The organism is Methylobacterium sp. Leaf87 (assembly GCF_001422775.1).
GTDB lineage: Bacteria > Pseudomonadota > Alphaproteobacteria > Rhizobiales > Beijerinckiaceae > Methylobacterium.
This window is the reverse complement of record NZ_LMMI01000034.1, coordinates 106,229-123,657: the sequence shown is the minus strand read 5'-3', so window position 1 is coordinate 123,657 and position 17,429 is coordinate 106,229. Positions and strand designations below refer to the sequence as shown.

At 67.1% G+C, this 17,429-nt stretch carries 15 protein-coding genes; 2 read left to right on the top strand and 13 right to left on the bottom strand.

Translation table 11 applies throughout. The features are described from left to right. Positions 1 to 71: 71 nt before the first annotated feature. Together glgA and ilvD are read left to right on the top strand one after the other, a co-directional pair. The gene (gene glgA, locus ASF22_RS15400) at positions 72 to 1,583 is read left to right on the top strand and encodes a glycogen synthase GlgA (RefSeq protein ID WP_056265912.1); all 1,512 of its coding nucleotides are present in this window, start codon (positions 72 to 74) and stop codon (positions 1,581 to 1,583) included. 104 nt (positions 1,584 to 1,687) lie between these two features. After that, the gene (gene ilvD, locus ASF22_RS15395) at positions 1,688 to 3,526 is read left to right on the top strand and encodes a dihydroxy-acid dehydratase (RefSeq protein ID WP_056265908.1); all 1,839 of its coding nucleotides are present in this window, start codon (positions 1,688 to 1,690) and stop codon (positions 3,524 to 3,526) included. A 170-nt stretch (positions 3,527 to 3,696) separates the two neighbouring features. Here ilvD and ASF22_RS15390 read toward each other — a convergent pair whose 3' ends face one another. The 13 genes from ASF22_RS15390 to ctaD form a co-directional block, all read right to left on the bottom strand. Continuing rightward, complete coding sequence (locus ASF22_RS15390) at positions 3,697 to 4,641, bottom strand: hypothetical protein (protein WP_056265904.1); 945 nt, start codon at positions 4,639 to 4,641, stop codon at positions 3,697 to 3,699. A gap of 52 nt (positions 4,642 to 4,693) precedes the next feature. Then, complete coding sequence (locus tag ASF22_RS15385) at positions 4,694 to 5,041, bottom strand: hypothetical protein (RefSeq protein ID WP_056171686.1); 348 nt, start codon at positions 5,039 to 5,041, stop codon at positions 4,694 to 4,696. A gap of 232 nt (positions 5,042 to 5,273) precedes the next feature. Beyond that, entirely contained in the window at positions 5,274 to 8,159 is a 2,886-nt protein-coding gene (locus ASF22_RS15380; protein WP_056265901.1) for a sensor domain-containing phosphodiesterase, read from the bottom strand. Positions 8,160 to 8,353: 194 nt separating this feature from the next. Beyond that, positions 8,354 to 9,649 carry a pitrilysin family protein gene (locus tag ASF22_RS15375; protein WP_056265898.1) on the bottom strand — a complete coding sequence of 432 codons (1,296 nt, stop codon included), beginning with the start codon at positions 9,647 to 9,649 and terminating at the stop codon, positions 8,354 to 8,356. Positions 9,650 to 9,654: 5 nt separating this feature from the next. Continuing rightward, complete coding sequence (gene thrC / locus ASF22_RS15370) at positions 9,655 to 11,067, bottom strand: threonine synthase (RefSeq protein WP_056265895.1); 1,413 nt, start codon at positions 11,065 to 11,067, stop codon at positions 9,655 to 9,657. Positions 11,068 to 11,131: 64 nt separating this feature from the next. Continuing rightward, positions 11,132 to 11,548 (bottom strand): DUF4864 domain-containing protein, encoded by a 417-nt coding sequence (locus tag ASF22_RS15365; RefSeq protein ID WP_056265892.1) that lies wholly within the window; start codon positions 11,546 to 11,548, stop codon positions 11,132 to 11,134. A 76-nt stretch (positions 11,549 to 11,624) separates the two neighbouring features. Beyond that, positions 11,625 to 12,356 (bottom strand): SURF1 family protein, encoded by a 732-nt coding sequence (locus ASF22_RS15360; RefSeq protein ID WP_244474307.1) that lies wholly within the window; start codon positions 12,354 to 12,356, stop codon positions 11,625 to 11,627. Positions 12,357 to 12,379: 23 nt separating this feature from the next. Next, positions 12,380 to 12,778 carry a DUF983 domain-containing protein gene (locus ASF22_RS15355; protein WP_056172168.1) on the bottom strand — a complete coding sequence of 133 codons (399 nt, stop codon included), beginning with the start codon at positions 12,776 to 12,778 and terminating at the stop codon, positions 12,380 to 12,382. Positions 12,779 to 12,878: 100 nt separating this feature from the next. Next, the gene (locus ASF22_RS15350) at positions 12,879 to 13,736 is read right to left on the bottom strand and encodes a cytochrome c oxidase subunit 3 (protein ID WP_056171676.1); all 858 of its coding nucleotides are present in this window, start codon (positions 13,734 to 13,736) and stop codon (positions 12,879 to 12,881) included. A 134-nt stretch (positions 13,737 to 13,870) separates the two neighbouring features. Next, a complete protein-coding gene (locus ASF22_RS15345; protein ID WP_056171674.1) occupies positions 13,871 to 14,470 on the bottom strand; it encodes a cytochrome c oxidase assembly protein in 600 nt (199 codons plus the stop codon). 20 nt (positions 14,471 to 14,490) lie between these two features. Continuing rightward, positions 14,491 to 14,655 carry a hypothetical protein gene (locus ASF22_RS24545; protein ID WP_056171672.1) on the bottom strand — a complete coding sequence of 55 codons (165 nt, stop codon included), beginning with the start codon at positions 14,653 to 14,655 and terminating at the stop codon, positions 14,491 to 14,493. Continuing rightward, entirely contained in the window at positions 14,652 to 15,605 is a 954-nt protein-coding gene (locus tag ASF22_RS15335; RefSeq protein WP_056172166.1) for a heme o synthase, read from the bottom strand. Before ASF22_RS15335 ends, ASF22_RS24545 begins: the two co-directional genes overlap by 4 nt. A 190-nt stretch (positions 15,606 to 15,795) precedes the next feature. Beyond that, positions 15,796 to 17,427 (bottom strand): cytochrome c oxidase subunit I, encoded by a 1,632-nt coding sequence (gene ctaD / locus ASF22_RS15330; RefSeq protein WP_056171670.1) that lies wholly within the window; start codon positions 17,425 to 17,427, stop codon positions 15,796 to 15,798. Positions 17,428 to 17,429 lie beyond the last annotated feature (2 nt).

Genomic DNA, 17,429 nt, shown 5'->3' with positions numbered 1-17,429 from the left:
TCACGATGCCGACGTCAGCCACGGGTTGTTTCGCCCTGCACGTCCAAGGTGCCCGGAGCGGCAAGGATAAAATGACGTCTGCGGCGACTGCTCACTCCGCCTCCGCCCGTGGCCTTCTCGGCCAGACGATCCCTCCGCTGCATCAGCCCCGCATCCTGTTCGCCACGCCCGAGATGGCGGATTTCGTGAAGACCGGCGGTCTCGGCGAAGTCGCGGCGTCCCTGCCGCGGGCCCTGCGGCGGCACTACGACATCCGCGTCCTCATCCCCGGCTACCGTCAGGTGGTGGATCGCTTCGACCACATCCCCGTCGTCGCGCAGTTGCCCGGCCATGCCGGTGTGCCGCCCTGCGAACTCGGCCTGGTCGAGAGCGCCGACAACCTCCAGATCTACGTCGTCCTCAGCCCCGAACTCTACCAGCGCGACGGCACGCCCTACGGCGACGGGCAGGGCGATTTCGCCGACAACGACATCCGCTTCGCCCGCCTGAGTCTCGCCGCCGCCGAGATCGCTCGTGGCGTCGATCCGGCCTGGGCCGCCGACCTTCTCCACCTCAACGACTGGCAGGCGGCCCTCGCCCCGGCCTACCTCGCCTGGTCCGGAGTGCGGGTGCCGAGCATCCTCACGGTGCACAACCTCGCCTACCAGGGCCTGTTCCCGCACGAATCCCTCGGCCGTCTCGGCGTCCCGGACCACGCCTTCCAGATGGACGGCGTCGAGTTCTACGGGCAGCTCTCCTTCCTCAAGGCCGGCATCTACTACGCCTCCCACGTCACGACGGTGAGCGACACCTACGCCCGCGAGATCACGACGCCGGACGCCGGCTGCGGCCTCGACGGGTTGCTGCGCACCCGCGCGTCCCAGGGGCGGCTGGCCGGTATCCTCAACGGCATCGACGAGAGTTGGGACCCGCGCACGGATCCGTACCTCGCCACCCGCTTCGAGGCCGACGACTGGAAGGGCAAGCGCGCCAATGCGGAGACCGTCCGCCGCCAGTTCGGCCTGGCCGTCTCACGCGGGCCGCTCTTTGCCATCGTTTCGCGCCTCGTTCACCAGAAGGGCATCGACCTCAGCCTGGCGGCCGCCGACACCATCGTGGCGGAGGGCGGCCAGCTCGTGGTCATCGGGCAGGGCGAGAGCCGGTTCGAGGGGGCCCTGCGCGATCTCTCCCGCCGCCATCCCGACGCCGTCGGTGTCCATGTCGGGTTCAACGAGCAGGATGCCCGCCGAATGTTCGCCGGCAGCGACTTCCTGCTGATGCCGTCGCGCTTCGAGCCCTGCGGTCTGGCTCAGATGTACGCCCAGCGTTTCGGCTCGCTTCCCATCGTCCATCGTACCGGCGGTCTCGCCGACACCGTCGAGGACGGCGTGACCGGCTTCACCTTCGGCGATGCGTCGGCGCGCGGTTTCTCCGGCGCCATTCGGCGGGCCCTCGACACCTTCGGTCAGAAGAAGCGCCTCAACGCCATGCGCCGCACCGCCATGTCGCGCACCTTCGGCTGGGACGAGGCCGCGACCACCTACGCCTCGCTCTACGCCCGCGCGTTCGGCAATGGCGCCGGCCTGCGGGCCCGCGCGGCCTGATGCGATAACACTCTCCACGGGGGCCGAACCCCAAGACCTGCGAAAAGGCCCTTGCCACGCATCGCCTCCCGCCCGCAAAAGCGCGGCGAACCGTGAGAGATGCGATGCCCGCCTACCGTTCCCGCACCACCACCCATGGCCGCAACATGGCCGGCGCCCGCGGCCTGTGGCGTGCGACCGGTATGAAGGACGGCGATTTCGGCAAACCGATCATCGCCGTGGTGAACTCCTTCACTCAGTTCGTGCCCGGCCATGTCCACCTGAAGGATCTCGGCCAGCTCGTGGCCCGGGAGATCGAGGCGGCCGGCGGCGTCGCCAAGGAATTCAACACCATCGCGGTCGATGACGGCATCGCCATGGGCCATGACGGGATGCTGTACTCGCTCCCCTCGCGCGAGCTCATCGCCGATTCCGTCGAGTACATGGTCAACGCCCACTGCGCCGACGCGATGGTGTGCATCTCCAATTGCGACAAGATCACACCCGGCATGCTGATGGCGGCTTTGCGCCTCAACATCCCGGCGGTGTTCGTGTCCGGCGGCCCCATGGAGGCCGGGAAGGTTCAGCTCAAGGGCGTGATCAAGAAGCTCGACCTCGTCGACGCCATGGTGGCGGCGGCCGACGACCAAGTGTCCGACGAGGATGTGGCCGCCATCGAGCGCGCGGCCTGTCCGACCTGCGGCTCGTGCTCGGGCATGTTCACGGCCAATTCCATGAACTGCCTGACCGAGGCCCTCGGTCTGTCCCTGCCCGGCAACGGCTCGGTGCTGGCGACCCATGCAGACCGCCGCCGTCTGTTCGTCGAGGCCGGCCACCTCATCGTCGATCTCGCCAAGCGCTACTACGAGGGCGACGACGCCAGCGTGCTGCCCCGCGCGGTCGCGGGCTTCTCGGCTTTCGAGAACGCCATGACCCTCGACATCGCCATGGGCGGCTCCACCAACACGGTGCTGCATCTGCTGGCCGCCGCCCACGAGGCGGAGGTGCCGTTCACCATGGCGGACATCGACAGGCTCTCACGGCGCGTACCCGTGCTGTGCAAGGTCGCCCCGGCGGTGGCCGAGGTCCACATGGAGGACGTGCACCGGGCGGGTGGCATCATGGCGATCCTCGGTGAACTCGACCGCGCCGGCCTCATCGATGCGCAGGCCGGGAGCGTGCACGCCGGCACACTGGCTCAAGCCCTCGACCGCTGGGACGTGCGTCGCACGGCCAGTACCACGGTGTCCGAGTTCTACCGCGCCGCGCCGGGCGGTGTGCCGACCCAGGTCGCCTTCAGCCAGGCGGCGCGCTGGGAAGACCTCGACCTCGACCGCGAGGGCGGCGTCATCCGCGCGGCGGCGCATGCCTATTCGCAGGATGGCGGTCTCGCCGTCCTGTACGGAAACCTCGCCGTCGACGGCTGCATCGTGAAGACGGCGGGTGTCGACGCCTCGATCCTCACCTTCACCGGCATCGCCCGGGTGTTCGAGAGCCAGGACGCGTCGGTCGACGCCATCCTCAGCGGGCGGGTGAAGGCCGGCGAAGTCGTTTTGATCCGCTATGAAGGTCCCCGTGGCGGTCCCGGCATGCAGGAGATGCTGTACCCGACGAGCTACCTGAAATCGAAGGGCCTCGGCAAAGCCTGCGCCTTGGTCACCGATGGGCGGTTCTCCGGTGGCTCGTCCGGCCTGTCCATCGGACACGTCTCGCCGGAAGCGGCGGAGGGCGGCCTCATCGGCCTCGTGCGCGACGGCGACCGCATCGAGATCGACATTCCGGGACGCAGCATCCATCTCGCCGTTGACGAGGCTGAACTCGTCGCTCGCCGAGCCGCACAGGACGCCGCCGGGTGGAAGCCGGCCGAGCCACGCAAGCGCCAGATCACCACGGCTCTGCGGGCCTATGCGATGTTCGCCACCAGCGCCGCGCGCGGGGCCGTGCGTCAGGTCGGACCCGAATAGGGGTTCGGCCCCACCGGAGCGCTCTCCGCCGAAGTGGATGCCGGTTCGTCGAAGAGCATGGCCAAGCAAGGGCCTCGTGCTGCGTCCCGACCCAACGTGGTCGGGCACGCCTCTAGCCGCGCCCGAACGATTCCAACCGGGCTCTCGTCACGAGAAGCCGATTTTTCGTGTCAGGGGATGGGGTCGAGCAGGATCGGATAGCAACGCGCGCCGGCCGCCGCCGCCAGGACTTCCACGGCGCCGACGGTCGAGGCATCTCCCGCGACATGGACCACATCGGTGGTGCGCAGCGACGGTAGATGCGCCGTCAGGGGGCCGGGTCGCACGTCGGGCGGGCGCTGGCGGCTGCGGTCGGCGACGAGCACGACGCGGCCGACGCCCGTGGCACGCAGCCAATCCAGGGATGGCCGCATGTAGAGGTCGAGCGGATCGCGGGCACCGACATGGATCGCCACCTCGCGCGCCGGCTCGATGTACCGCGCGGCCCGCGCAATGGACCAGATCGGAGCGAATCCGGTCTCGGCGGCGACGAGGACGAGGCGACCGCCACCGGGCCGGTAGTAGCCCCGGCCGACGGGCCCTTTGATCTTCACCGGATGGTCGAGCCGGATGCCGTCGCCGAACGCGTCGGGCAGGGCCGCGCGATCTCCGGTGAGGCGAAGATGGAAGACGAGTTCGTTGAGTTCCGCCGCGCCGTCGACGCGCAGGGTCGGACTGAGGGTGACGGGATCGAAGCCCTCGAAGGTGGCCACCACGCCATGGCCCGGTTCGAAGGCGAGCCGCTTGGTGATCGTCACCACGACTTCGAGGGTGTGGGGCCCGAGTGGGGTGATCTGCGTGACCGTTCCGGCGCGCTTTTGCGCAGGAACGGGCTTCACCGGGGCAGCGACCGTCTCGGACCGCTCGATGAGGCTGGGGCGGGGCAGGGTGAGCTTGACGGCGTCCGAGCGGTGGCTGCGTGCCTGTGCACGCCGGGGGAGGGGGCCGGACCCCTGGCCCAGGAGACCGGGTTGCGCGGCGATCATCCCGTCGGCCAGGGCGGCTTCCAGGGGCGTATCACCCGTGGAAACACGCACGGACCTGCCGTTGACCACGAGGGAGCAGCGGGCGCTCATCAGTATCCCTCGAACAGGGCAGGGCGGCGCGTCGCGCGTCGCGGAGGGGCGGCTATCGTGCGGTGTGCAGGAGCTGGTCGACGAGGGCGGCCCAGCGGTCGCGTACGGCCTGGGCCTCGGGCGTCAGCGGCTCCGGGTCGGCGATGGTCGCGATGCAGGCCCGCAGGTGGGCGGCCTCGTCGCGTTCCGAGCGTAGAACCGCCTTCATGACGAGGAGCTGGGCCTTCAGGTGAGCAACCTCCTCGGAGGCCTGCGCGCGATTCTCGGGGGCCGCGGCTCCCGGGTGAAGCGTGACGACCTCGGCCATGGGGGTCTCGACGAGTCGAAGCGGCCGGGCCATCAGGCGCCGCACGATGGTGGAGTCGAAACCTTCGTCGGTCCGGAGTGCGGCCTCGGCCATCACGCAATTCCCTCTCGCACGGCCACTCGTATCTGGCCTTTCGTCATCGAGAACGATGCCGGATCATGGTTAAGGGAGGTTTAAGCCGATCCAAGACATTCAGGCGATGGGGCGTTCTACCGAGGCGGCGGACGAACTCGTCCCGACCCGAGCAGACGTGTGGCGTTCGACCGACCCTGCGGGACGCGCCGTCTCGACGAAGCCATTCGGCGTATCGATCGACCGGGCGGTCTCAGGCGGCTTCCGGGGCCGCTCCAAGGAGCTGTCGAGCCTGGAGCATCGACATGGGCTCGCCGAAGGCGAAGCCCTGTGCGTACTCGCAGCCGAGTTCCGCCAGCGCCTGCGCGTCGGCTTCCGATTCCGCACCCTCGGCCACGATGGCGAGGCCGAGTTCCTGCGCCATCTTGACGATGGAACGAAGGATCCCCGTGCGTCCCGTCGCGATCTGGCGAACGAAGGATTGGTCGATCTTGATCGTGTCGAACGGAAAGCGCTGGAGGTACGACAGGGCGGAGTAGCCCGTCCCGAAATCATCCAGCGACAGGCCGGCGCCCAGATCGTGGATGCGGGCGAGCATCTGCGCCGCGTATTCCGGATTCTCCATCACCAGGCTCTCGGCGAGCTCGAGCTTGAGAGACCCCGGCAGCACGCCGGAACGCGCCAGGATCGTCTTCACGTCGTGCAGGAGATCGTGGCGCAGCAACTGACGCGACGACATGTTGACGGTGGCGAAGATCGGCGGTTCGACGTCGAGGGAACGTTGCCAGGCGGCGAGTTCGAGGGCCGTGCGCTCCAGGGCGAAAATTCCGAGGTTGACCACGAAGCCGCATTCCTCGGCCACCGGCATGAAGGTGGACGCCGGGATACGGCCGAGTCTCGGATGGTCCCAGCGCAGGAGCGTCTCGAAACCCGCGACGGTGCGGTCCTCCAGCCGGACGATGGGCTGGAACAGCACTTTCATCTCGTTGCGTTCGAGGGACCGGCGCAGGTCCCCTTCGAGCATCAGGCGGTCGCCGCGCTCGTTGCGCATATCGGCGCGGAACACCTCGATGCGGTCGCCGCCGCCGCGTTTGGCCTGGATCATGGCGATCTCGGCGTTCTTGAACACCTCCTCGCGCTTCAGGGTGGCTCCGACCTCGTGCAGGACGATACCCACGGACACCGTGAGGAAGATCTCGCGATCGGCGTAGGTGATGGGCGTGGCGATGGCCTTGCGGATCATCTCGGCGAACGAAAGGATACGGTCGGGATCGCGTTCCGACAGCAGGATGAGGGCGAATTCGTCGCCCGCCACCCGGGCCAGGGTGTCCTGCGGGCGGAGGAGCCGGCCGAGGCGACGCGACAGGGTCAGCAGGATCGAGTCGCCGGCCGAGAGACCAATCGCGTCGTTGATGGCCTTGAACCGGTCGATGTCGAGAACGATGGTCGTCGGCTTCAGACGCGCATCCTGGCTGGCAAAAGCGAGTGCCGCGTCGAGTCGGTCGTGGAACAGTTCGCGATTGGGCAGTCCCGTGAGGCTGTCGTGCACGGCATCGTGCAGCAGGCGTTCCTCGGCGGTCTTCACCTCGGTGACGTCCGCGATGGTGCCGACGATGCGCACCACCTCGCCGTCGGTGCCGATCACGGGGCGCGCCTTCAGGCGATACCAGTAGTACGGCCCGGCCGTGGAGCGCAGGCGGAAATCGTGGACGATGCGGCCGCGCCGCTCCTCGATGACCGTATCGAGGGCGGCCGAGTAGCGCTCCACGTCGAAGGGATGCACCAGGGCGAGCCAGTTCACCGCCGGACCTTCGAGGGTTCCCCGCTTCAGCCCGAGTTGCCCCTCCATCTCCTGACCGGCGAAGACCCGGTCGCCGGGTACATCCCAGTCGAACACCACGTCCCCTGCGCCGGTCAGCGCCAGCGCTCGACGCTCGGTGTCGGACACGAGGGCGTGGGTGAGGCCACCCCCGGCGAAGGCGTGCTGCATCACCGTGAACCCGATGAGCATGACGATAAGGACGAGACCACCGATGAGGGCAGGTTGCACGAGATCGGAACCGATCTGGCCGGTGATGGCGAACCCCGCCGCCACCACCCACACAAGAAGAAGGAACCATGTCGGGATCAGCAGGATCGCCCGGTCATAGCCGTTATGGGCGGCGAGATAGACGATGAGGAGCAGGCCGACGCCGGCCACCGCCGCGATGGAGATGCGGGCGACGCCCGCGGCCACGGGCGGATCGAACACCGCGAGCGCGACGAGGCCCGCGAGGAATGCGAGCCAGAAGAACGCCACGTGGCTGTAGCGCACGTGCCATCGGCTGAGGTTGAGGTAGGCGAACAGGAAGACCAGCAGGGTGGCGCCCAGCACCGCCTCGGCCGACGCACGATAGATTCGCTCCGCCACCTCGGTGACGGGGAGAATGCGCTGCAGGAACCCGAAATCGATGCACGCGTAGGCGAGCACAGACCACGCCAGCGCTGCGGCGGCCGGGAAGATGATCGCGCCCTTGACCACGAAGATGATCGTTAGAAACAGAGCCAGCAGGCCGGCGATGCCGATGATGATCCCTTTGTAGAGGGTCAGGCCGGTGGACTTCTTCCGGTAGGCTTCCTGGTCCCAGAGGTAGACCTGGGGGATGCTCGGTCCACGCAACTCGGCCACATAAGTGACGGTGGCGCCGGGATCGAGGGTGATGACGAACTGGTCGGCTTCCGGGTTCTCGTCGCGCTCCGGGCGGATACCCTGGCTCGCCGTGATCGCGGCGATGCGCGAGCCACCGAGATCGGGCCAGATCACCCCGGACCCGACGAGACGGAAATGCGGGGCGACGAGGACCCGGTCGATCTGCTCGTCGGTATCGTTGGTGAGCGCGAACACCATCCAGTCGGGGCGTGCACCCGTGTCGCGCGCCTTGACGACGATGCGGCGGACGATGCCGTCCTTACCCGGCGCCGTGGAGATCTGGATGAGGTCGCCGTCCGAGCGGTAGCGCTCGATCATCGTCGTGAGGTCGATGGCCGGCGCATCGAGGGTGACCCGCACGGCCTCGACGGCGCGCGCCGGCGCGCTGAAGACCAGGGCGCCGAACAGGGCCGTGAAGACGGCGGCGAAGACGAGGAGGATTTGACGCAACGGGCGAGTGTTCCGGCCGGGCGGGCGAGTGTGACGAATACGGCTCAGCTAGGGTGCCCAGTCGTATCGGCGGCGACCTCCACCGGCAAGGCGGAGTGCTCGCCGAAGCGGAGGCACCCACTGTTTCTCAACCGTGACGCCGGACCCGCTGGATCACGTTCCTTTGCGGCCAAAACAAGCCGCCCGCGAAATCCTTAGGCCGCGCTCAAGGCCGCGGTGATCCGCTCGAGGGACGGCAGCTTCTTGATCGGGCCGATGGCGGCGAGGGTCGGGGCGCCGGTGAGAAGCCTTCTGCCGGCAGCCCGCACATCATCGACGGTCACGGCATCGACCTTGGCGATGACCTCCTGCGCCGGAATCACCCGGCCCCAGGCCAGGATCTGGCGGGCATTGCGCTCGATGCGGCCCCCCGGTGTTTCGAGGGCCGACAGCAGGGCGACCTTGAGCTGTGCCTTGGCGCGGGCGACCTCGACGGTGTCGGCGTCGCGGGCCGCCCGGGTTGTGGCCTCCAGGGTCACGTCGATCAGTTGGCCGAGATCGCCGCCCGAGGTGCCGGCGCCGATGCCGAACAACCCGCAATCGTAGAAGGACCAGTGGAACGCCTGAATCTCGTAGGCGAGGCCCCGCGTCTCGCGGACCTCGTGCCACAGGCGCGAGGTCAGGCCGCCGCCGAGCACTTGAGCGAACATATGCAGGGCGTAGTAGCCGGGATCGCGGAACGAGAGGCCCGGCAGGCCGAGGACCACGTTGGCCTGCTCGAGCTTCTTCTGGATCCGCTTCTCGCCGCCCTTGTAGACACCCGGGACCGTCTCGGGGGGCGTCGCAGCCTTGAGATCCCCGAAATGGGCCCGCGCCGATTCGACGATGGCGTCGTGCGCGATCGCACCGGCCGCCGCGAGCACGATGCGCTCTGGGGTGTACTCGCGCGCGATGTAGGCTTCGATGCCGGCGCGGTCGAAGCTGTTGATCGTCTCGGGCGTCCCGATGATCGGCCGACCCATGGGCTGATCGGGGAAGGCCGCCTCGGTGAAGGCCTCGTAGACCACGTCGTCGGGGGTATCCTCGATGGCGGCGTGTTCCTGAAGGATCACGCCCTTCTCACGCGCCAGCTCGCCGGCCTCGAACACCGAATCCGTGAGAATATCGCCGATGACGTCGAGGGCCACGCCGGCGTCCTCGCCCAGTACGCGGGCGGTGTAGCTCGTGCCCTCGGCGGAGGTGGCGGCGTTGATGTCGCCACCGACGTTCTCGATGTCCTCGGCGATGCGCCGGGCCGAGCGCGTGGTCGTGCCCTTGAACGCCATGTGCTCGATGAGATGGCTGAGCCCGCTCTCGTCCGGCCGCTCGTGCCGGGAGCCTGCGCCGACCCAGACGCCCAGGGTCGCCGTCGCGACACCCGGCATCGCCTCCGTGACGACGGTGACTCCATTGTCCAGGCGGGTGATCCGCAGGTCAGGGGAGGCGCCATGGGTGGCGAAGTGCTGGTTCATGGAATTCAGCCGGCCTTGGTGATGCGGGCGTGGGTGCGGATGAAGCTCTCCACGGCCGCCTGATCGTTGGCGACGCGGGAGAATTTTTCCTCGCGGTCGAGGAGGTCGGCGAGATGCGGCGGCAGGGCAGGGCGCGCTCCGCCGACGGCCTCGGACACGGCATCGGGGAACTTCGCCGCGTGTGCGGTCGCCAAGGCGACGACGGGCGTGCGCGGATCCTTATCGAGGAGCCGTCGGGCGGCATGGACGCCGATGGCGCTGTGCGGATCGATGACGTGACCGGTTTCGGCGAAGGTCCGGGCGATCTCGGCCTTCACGGCATCCTCGGGCACGGCGGTAGCGTCGAACTCGGCGCGCACGGTGTCGAGGACCGCCTCGTCGAGGCTGAACCCGCCCGACTGTTTCAGCCCGGCCATGAGCCGGCCGAGGCTGGACGAATCCCGGCCGAGGGCCTCGAACAGCAGACGCTCGAAATTCGAAGAGATCTGGATGTCCATGGAGGGCGAGGTGGTAGGCTGGACACCGCGGACCTCATAGGACCCGTGCTCCAAGGTCCGTGCCAGGATGTCGTTGGCATTGGTGCCGATCATCAGGCGATCGATGGGCAGGCCCATGCGCTTGGCGACCCAGCCGGCCAGGATGTCACCGAAATTGCCCGTGGGCACGGCGAACGAGACCCGCCGATGCGGTGCGCCGAGAGCGACCGCGCTGGTGAAATAATACACCGCCTGGGCGGCGACCCGCGCCCAGTTGATGGAATTCACGCCCGAGAGCTTCACCGCATCGGCGAACTCGGCGTGCTGGAACAGGGCTTTGACGATGTTCTGGCAATCATCGAAATTGCCGTCGATGGCGATGGCGTGGACGTTGTCCGCCCCGACCGACGTCATCTGCCGACGCTGGACCTCCGAGACGCGGCCCTCCGGAAACAGGATGAAGATGTCGACCTGATCGAGGCCGCGGAACGCTTCGACGGCCGCCGAGCCGGTGTCGCCCGAGGTGGCGCCGACGATGGTCGCCCGCGACCCGCGCGCCCGCAGGACATGGTCCATGAGCCGCCCGAGGAGCTGCATCGCCACGTCCTTGAACGCGAGCGTCGGCCCATGGAAGAGTTCGAGCAGGAATAGGTTGTCGTCGAGCTGGGTCAGCGGACACACGGCCGGGTGCCGGAACGTCGCGTACGAGTTCTCGATCATCCGATCGAAATCGGCATCCGCGATCTCGCCATCGATCAGAGGGCGCAGGACGATCTTGGCGGCATCGGCGTAGCGCAGGCCCGCGAGCCCCGCGATGGTTTCGTGCGACAGTTGCGGCCAGCTCTCGGGCACGTAGAGACCGCCGTCGCGGGCAAGCCCGGCGAGCAAGGCGTCGGAGAAGGAAAGGGGCGCCGCTGCGCCGCGGGTCGAAACGTGAAGCAAAGGGGCCTCCAGGAAGGCGCCCCGTCTACACCAAGCCGTCCGGCCTGTCGAAACCTGATGCGCCTCAGGTGCTGGTGCCCGGCGCCTTCTTGAGTTGGCACCCCGTGATGCGCCATGCACCGTCTGATTGTTTCTCCAGGGTGTAGAGGGCCACCCAGTCGATGCCGGCCTCGTCCTGCAGCTTCACACCGAGGGCGACACCGTTGGCATCGACATCCTCCACCCGGTCCACGCTGTAGCTTCGAGCGCGATAGACGGCGGCGTAGCCCTGTCGCACCATGGCGAGGAAGGTGTCGGGCGAGGGGAACATCCCCTGGATCGCAGGTGCAGCCTGGGCGTAGGCCGTCGCCGCATCGTCCTTCCGGAAAGCCTCGATCTGTCGGGTGACGGTGGCCCGAGCGGCCTCGCGCCCAGCTTCATCGGCGGCGTGCGCCGCGCTCCACGTCAAACCGAGGGTCAGCAACAGGATCGCGGCGCGCATGGGCACACTCCAGGGCGTGATCCGCCCTCCGAGAGAGTAGCGCACACCCCGTTGCCGGCAAGCCGACGGAGAACGGTCAGGCGGGGTCGGGTGCGTCGAAGAGGCGCTTCCAGGCGAACACACCGAAGACACCGATGAGGCAGCCGGCGATGCCGAACCACGTGAAGGCGTATTGCAGATGGTTGTTCGGAAGGTCGACCCGCAACTGACCGCCCTTCGGCCAGCCGCCCGGATTGGGAGTGGCGTCGGCTTCGACGAGATAGGGCAGAGGGGCCGCCAGCCCGGCTGCCGCGCTGATGCCGGCGATATCGCGGTTGAACCACTCGTTGCGCGCCGCATCGGGGGCGGGGACGAACATGGTCCGCGGCTCGGAACCCCGCAGGATACCGGTGATCGTGGTCTCGCCCGCGATCTGCCCGACCGTCCGGCTCGTCGGCGCTTTCAGTTCCGTGGGTACGAAGCCGCGGTTGACCAGCACCGTATCGCCCTCGGACCGCCGCAGCGGCGTCAGGACATAATAGCCCTGGAGCGCGCGACCGGGTGCGGCGCCGGCGGCCAAGCCATGGACGAGGGTCTCGCGGTCGTTGAGTAGCGTGCCGGTCACCCGCACTCGCCGAAACTCGTCGGCCTCTGGGTTCCACGTGCCCGGCGCCGGCAAGGACGCCGGTGGTTCGATGCGCGACCGGTCGAGGATGCGTCCGATGAGCGCTTCCTTCTGGCTCTTGCGATCGAGCTGCCAAACGCCGAGGCCGAGGAGAATCGCGAGACAAACGAGCGAGACGAGGCCGGGCGCGATCAGAGCTCGCACGGCCCCAGGTCGAACGGCCGACACTAGCGAAAGCGTCCCTGCTCGGCCTTGTTGGCGAATTGAAGGGCCGCGAGCACGCCCTTGAGAGGCCGAATGATGGCGAGGCTCAGACCAATGGAGAGCGAGCCGGCGACGACGGCGTGGACCCAGATCGGCGGCTCGTAGGAAATCTCCATCCACAGGGCGAGGCCGACCACGATGGTACCGACGATGGACATGACGAAGAAGGCCGGACCATCGCCGGAATTGAAGCCGGAATAGTCGAGACCGCAGGCTTCGCAGGACGGCGCGAAGGTGAGGAAGCCGTCGAACATGTGACCTTCCCCACAGCGCGGGCAGCGACCGCGCAGTCCTGTGGGAATCGGTGGGGGAAGCGGCCGCGTAGCGTCCAAGATTCGTACTCCTCGAGCCCGGGTGAGCATCGGCTCGATCTGGATATGGGGATAGGAGTTGGTCTCGACACGCGAAAGGGCGGCTCGCGCCGCCCTTTCATATCTCCCATGCAGCCGAGGGCGCTTACGATCAGTGGGCGGCGTGTCCGATGCCAGATCCCCAGACGTAGATCGAGGCGAACAGGAACAGCCAGACCACGTCAACGAAGTGCCAGTACCAAGCGGCGAACTCGAAACCGAGGTGCTGCTTCACGGTGAACTGACCGAGATACGCACGGTAGAGGCAGATGGCCAGGAAGATGGTGCCGATGATGACGTGGAAGCCGTGGAAGCCCGTCGCCATGAAGAAGGTCGCCGAGTAGATGCTGCCCGAGAAGCCGAAATGGGCGTGGGCGTACTCGTAAGCCTGACAGGCCGAGAACAGTACGCCGAGGATGATCGTCAGCCACAGACCATACTTCAGGCCCTTGCGGTCGTCGTGCAGCAGGGCGTGGTGCGCCCACGTGATGGTCGTGCCCGAGGTCAGCAGGATCAGGGTGTTGAGAAGCGGCAGGTGCCAGGGGTCGAAGGCTTCGATGCCCTTGGGCGGCCACGTTCCGCCGGTGAAATCGACGCGGGTCGATTGGATGGGGTCGGCGGTGTAGAGCGCGGCCTCGAAATAGGCCCAGAACCACGCGGCGAAGAACATCACCTCCGAGGCGATGAACATGATCATGCCGTAGCGGTGGTGGAGCTGCACCACGCGGGTGTGATCGCCGGTGTTGGCCTCGTGGACCACGTCTTTCCACCAGGCGTACATGGTGTAGAGCACGCCGATGGTGCCGGCACCGAAGATGTACGGACCCGGGCTGAGGGTGCCGATGGTGAGGCTCTTCATCCAGAAGACGGCCCCGAACGCCATCAGGAAGCCGGAGAAGGCGCCGATGAGCGGCCACGGACTCGGGGCGAGAATGTGGAAATCGTGGTTCTTGGCGTGCGCCTCGGCCATCTAACGTCTCTCCTGACCCCTGGGCCCCGACCGTGACGGCCCCGGGCTCTCTCATTGTTTCGGCTCGACCGGATGCCCGGCTTCCACGCTCAGACCCTTAATCGGCCGGGCGCGCTCTTGTCACGCTTGCTGCGTCAGAAATTCGATTTCTTTCCCGTGCCGCCCGTTGTCGCAAGCGCGGCCGTGGGCTGACCGTTCTTCGACGCGAAGTAGGTGTAGGACAGCGTCATCTCCGAGAGGTGCGCGGTGTTCGAATCCTGGCGTACGGCCGGATCGATGTAGAACACCACCGGGAAGTCCATGGTCTCGCCCGGCTGCAGGGTCTGCTCATTGAAGCAGAAGCACTCGATCTTGACGAAGAACGCGCCCATCAGCGCCGGCTGGACGTTGAAGGTCGCGATGCCGGTGGATGGTACGGTACCGGTGTTCTTCACCTTGAAAAAAACGGTCTTGGTTTCGCCCAGGCGGGCCGTGACTTCGGCGGCCTCGGCCTGGAAGCGCCAGGGCAGGCTGGAGGATACGTTGGTATCGAACCGGACCAGCATGCCGTCGTCGGTGGCGGCCGCCACCTGAGCGATGCCCTTGCGCGGGGTGCCGTCGAAGCCCGTTGCTTTGCAGAACATGTCGTAGAGCGGCACCGACGCGAAGGCGAGGCCGATCATTCCGAAGGCGAGGCCCGCGCAGGCGAACGCCGTGACGGCGGCCTTGCGGGAGGGATTCGTGCGATCGGTCATGGTGTCTCCCTCGCCACGCGTCAGAGCGCGCGATTGAGGACCTGAGGTCCGAGCTTCGCGATGGTCAGAACGTAGAAGATCGCCACGAGGGTGAAGAGGACGGCCGCGATGGCGAGGGAACGCTTGCGCCGGCGCTGCGCCTCCTCCGGCGTCAACGGCCGCGGCTGGTTCTGAAGGCCGCTCACGCGATCACCGTCCGAAACAGGCCAAGGCTGTGCTCGGCCAGAAGGGCGGAGAACAGTAGGAAGAGGTAGAGGATCGAGAAGCCGAACATGCCGAGCGCCGCCTTGCGCTCCGCCTCGCCCTCCCGATTGCGGAAAACGTGAACGCTGAAAGCCAGCATGCCGAGGCCACCCAGCAGCGCCGTCACGCCGTAGAGCAGTCCGCCGAAGCCGAGGAAGACCGGGGCGAGGCCGATGGGGAACAGGACGAGGGAGTAGTAGATGATCTGGCGGCGGGTCGATTGCGGCCCGGCCACGTTCGGCATCATCGGGATGCCGGCCTTGGCGTATTCGCCGGACTTGATCAGGGCCAGCGCCCAGAAGTGCGGCGGCGTCCAGATGAAGATGATGAGGAACAGGACGATCGACTCGATGCCGACGGAGCCTGTGACGACGGCCTGACCGATGACCGGGGGCAGGGCGCCTGCGGCACCCCCGATGACGATGTTCTGTGGCGTCGCACGCTTCAGCCACATGGAATAGAACACCGCGTAGAACACGATGGTGAAGGCGAGGAGCCCGGCGGCGAGCCAGTTCGAGGCGAGGCCGAGAACAAGGACCGAGCCGACGGATAGGACGATGCCGAAGGCCAGGGCTTCGTTGGGCTGGATGCGCCCGTCCGGAATCGGGCGCTTGGCCGTCCGGGTCATCACCGCGTCGATGTCGGCGTCCCACCACATGTTGAGGCAGCCGGAGGCGCCGGCACCAACCGCGATCATGAGCAGCGAGATCGTACCCACCACCGGCTGGATGTGGACGTTCGATACCGCCATGCCGACGAGTGCGGTGAAGATCACCAGCACCATCACCCGGGGCTTCAACAGGGCGAAGAAGTCGGAGACTTCGCCGCCGACGGCCATGATGACCGGTTGCGGCTCGGCGTCAGCGGATAGGCTGTTCGACAGGCTCGTCATGGGGACCTGCATGGGGACCTGATTGAGTTTGTCGTAGCGAATGGGGCTTCGGATCGCGCCGTCATCGAGTGTGACGTCCTGGCGCCGCCCTTTTCGGGATGCCCGCCCGCGAGTTCGGTGGGAAGGCATCCGGGAAAGAGCGAGGACCGCTGGCGCGGTCCTCGCAATCCGAAAAGCTGTGGCTTTTCTCTTAGTGGCCCGGCTCGTCAACGATGCGGGGCAGCGTCTCGAACTGGTGGAAGGGCGGCGGCGACGACAGCGTCCACTCGAGGGTGGTCGCACCTTCACCCCAGGGATTGTCGGCGGCGCGTCGGCTGGAGCGGAACGCCAGAACCACGCCGATGAAGAACACCACCATGCCGAGGGCGAAGATGTGCCCGCCCCAGGTCGAGACCTTGTGCCATCCGGCGAACGCCTCCGGGTAGTCGGCATAGCGACGCGGCATGCCGGCGAGACCGAGGAAGTGCATCGGGAAGAACAGTACGTTCGCGCCGATGAAGGCGAGCCAGAAGTGCAGCTTGCCTGCCCATTCGGGGATGATGTGGCCGGTCATCTTCGGGAACCAGTAGTAGACACCGGCGAAGATGATGAACACCGCGCCGAGCGAGAGCACGTAGTGGAAGTGCGCCACGACGTAGTAGGTGTCGTGCAGGTACTTATCGACGGCCGAGTTCGCGAGCACCACGCCAGTGACGCCACCGACGGTGAACAGGAAGATGAACCCGACGGCCCAATGCATGGCGGCGGTGAAGCGGATGGACCCGCCCCACATGGTGGCGATCCACGAGAAGATCTTTACGCCGGTGGGCACCGCGATCACCATGGTGGCGAACACGAAGTAGGACTGGGTCTGGAGCGACAGTCCGACGGTGTACATGTGGTGTGCCCACACGACGAAGCCGACGACGCCGATGGCCACCATGGCGTAGGCCATGGCGAGGTATCCGAACACCGGCTTGCGCGAGAAGGTCGAGATGATGTGCGAGACGATGCCGAAGGCCGGCAGGATCATGATGTACACTTCGGGGTGACCGAAGAACCAGAACAGGTGCTGGTAGAGCACCGGATCACCGCCGCCGGCCGGATCGAAGAAGGTCGTGCCGAAGTTGCGGTCGGTGAGCAGCATGGTGATCGCGCCGGCGAGAACCGGCAGCGACAAGAGCAGCAGGAACGCGGTCACCAGCATCGACCAGGCGAACAGCGGCATCTTGTGCAGGGTCATGCCCGGCGCGCGCATGTTCAGGATCGTGGTGATGAAGTTGATGGCGCCGAGGATCGAGCCGGCGCCCGAGAGGTGGAGAGCGAAGATCGCGAAGTCGACGGCGGGGCCGGGATGTCCGGCGCTGGAGAGCGGAGGGTAGACGGTCCAGCCGGTGCCGGCGCCGCTGGAGCCCGGAGCGCCCTCGACGAACAGCGAGCAGACGAGGCTGAGGAAGCCCGCCACCGTCAGCCAGAACGAGATGTTGTTCATGCGCGGGAACGCCATGTCGGGCGCGCCGATCATGAGGGGCACGAACCAGTTGCCGAAGCCGCCGATGAGGGCGGGCATCACCATGAAGAACACCATGATGAGGCCGTGGCCGGTCACGAACACGTTGTAGGTGCCGGGGTTGGCGAAATACTGGAGGCCGGGCTCCTCCATCTCCATGCGGATGCCGAAGGAGAGGAACGCGCCGATGATGCCCGCGCAGAAGGCGAACAGCAGATAGAGAGTGCCGATGTCCTTGTGGTTCGTGGACAGGAACCAGCGGGAGAAGAACGGCGGCTTGTGATCGTGGGCGTGGGCGTCGTGGTGCCCAGAATGTGCTGCGGCGTTAGCCATGG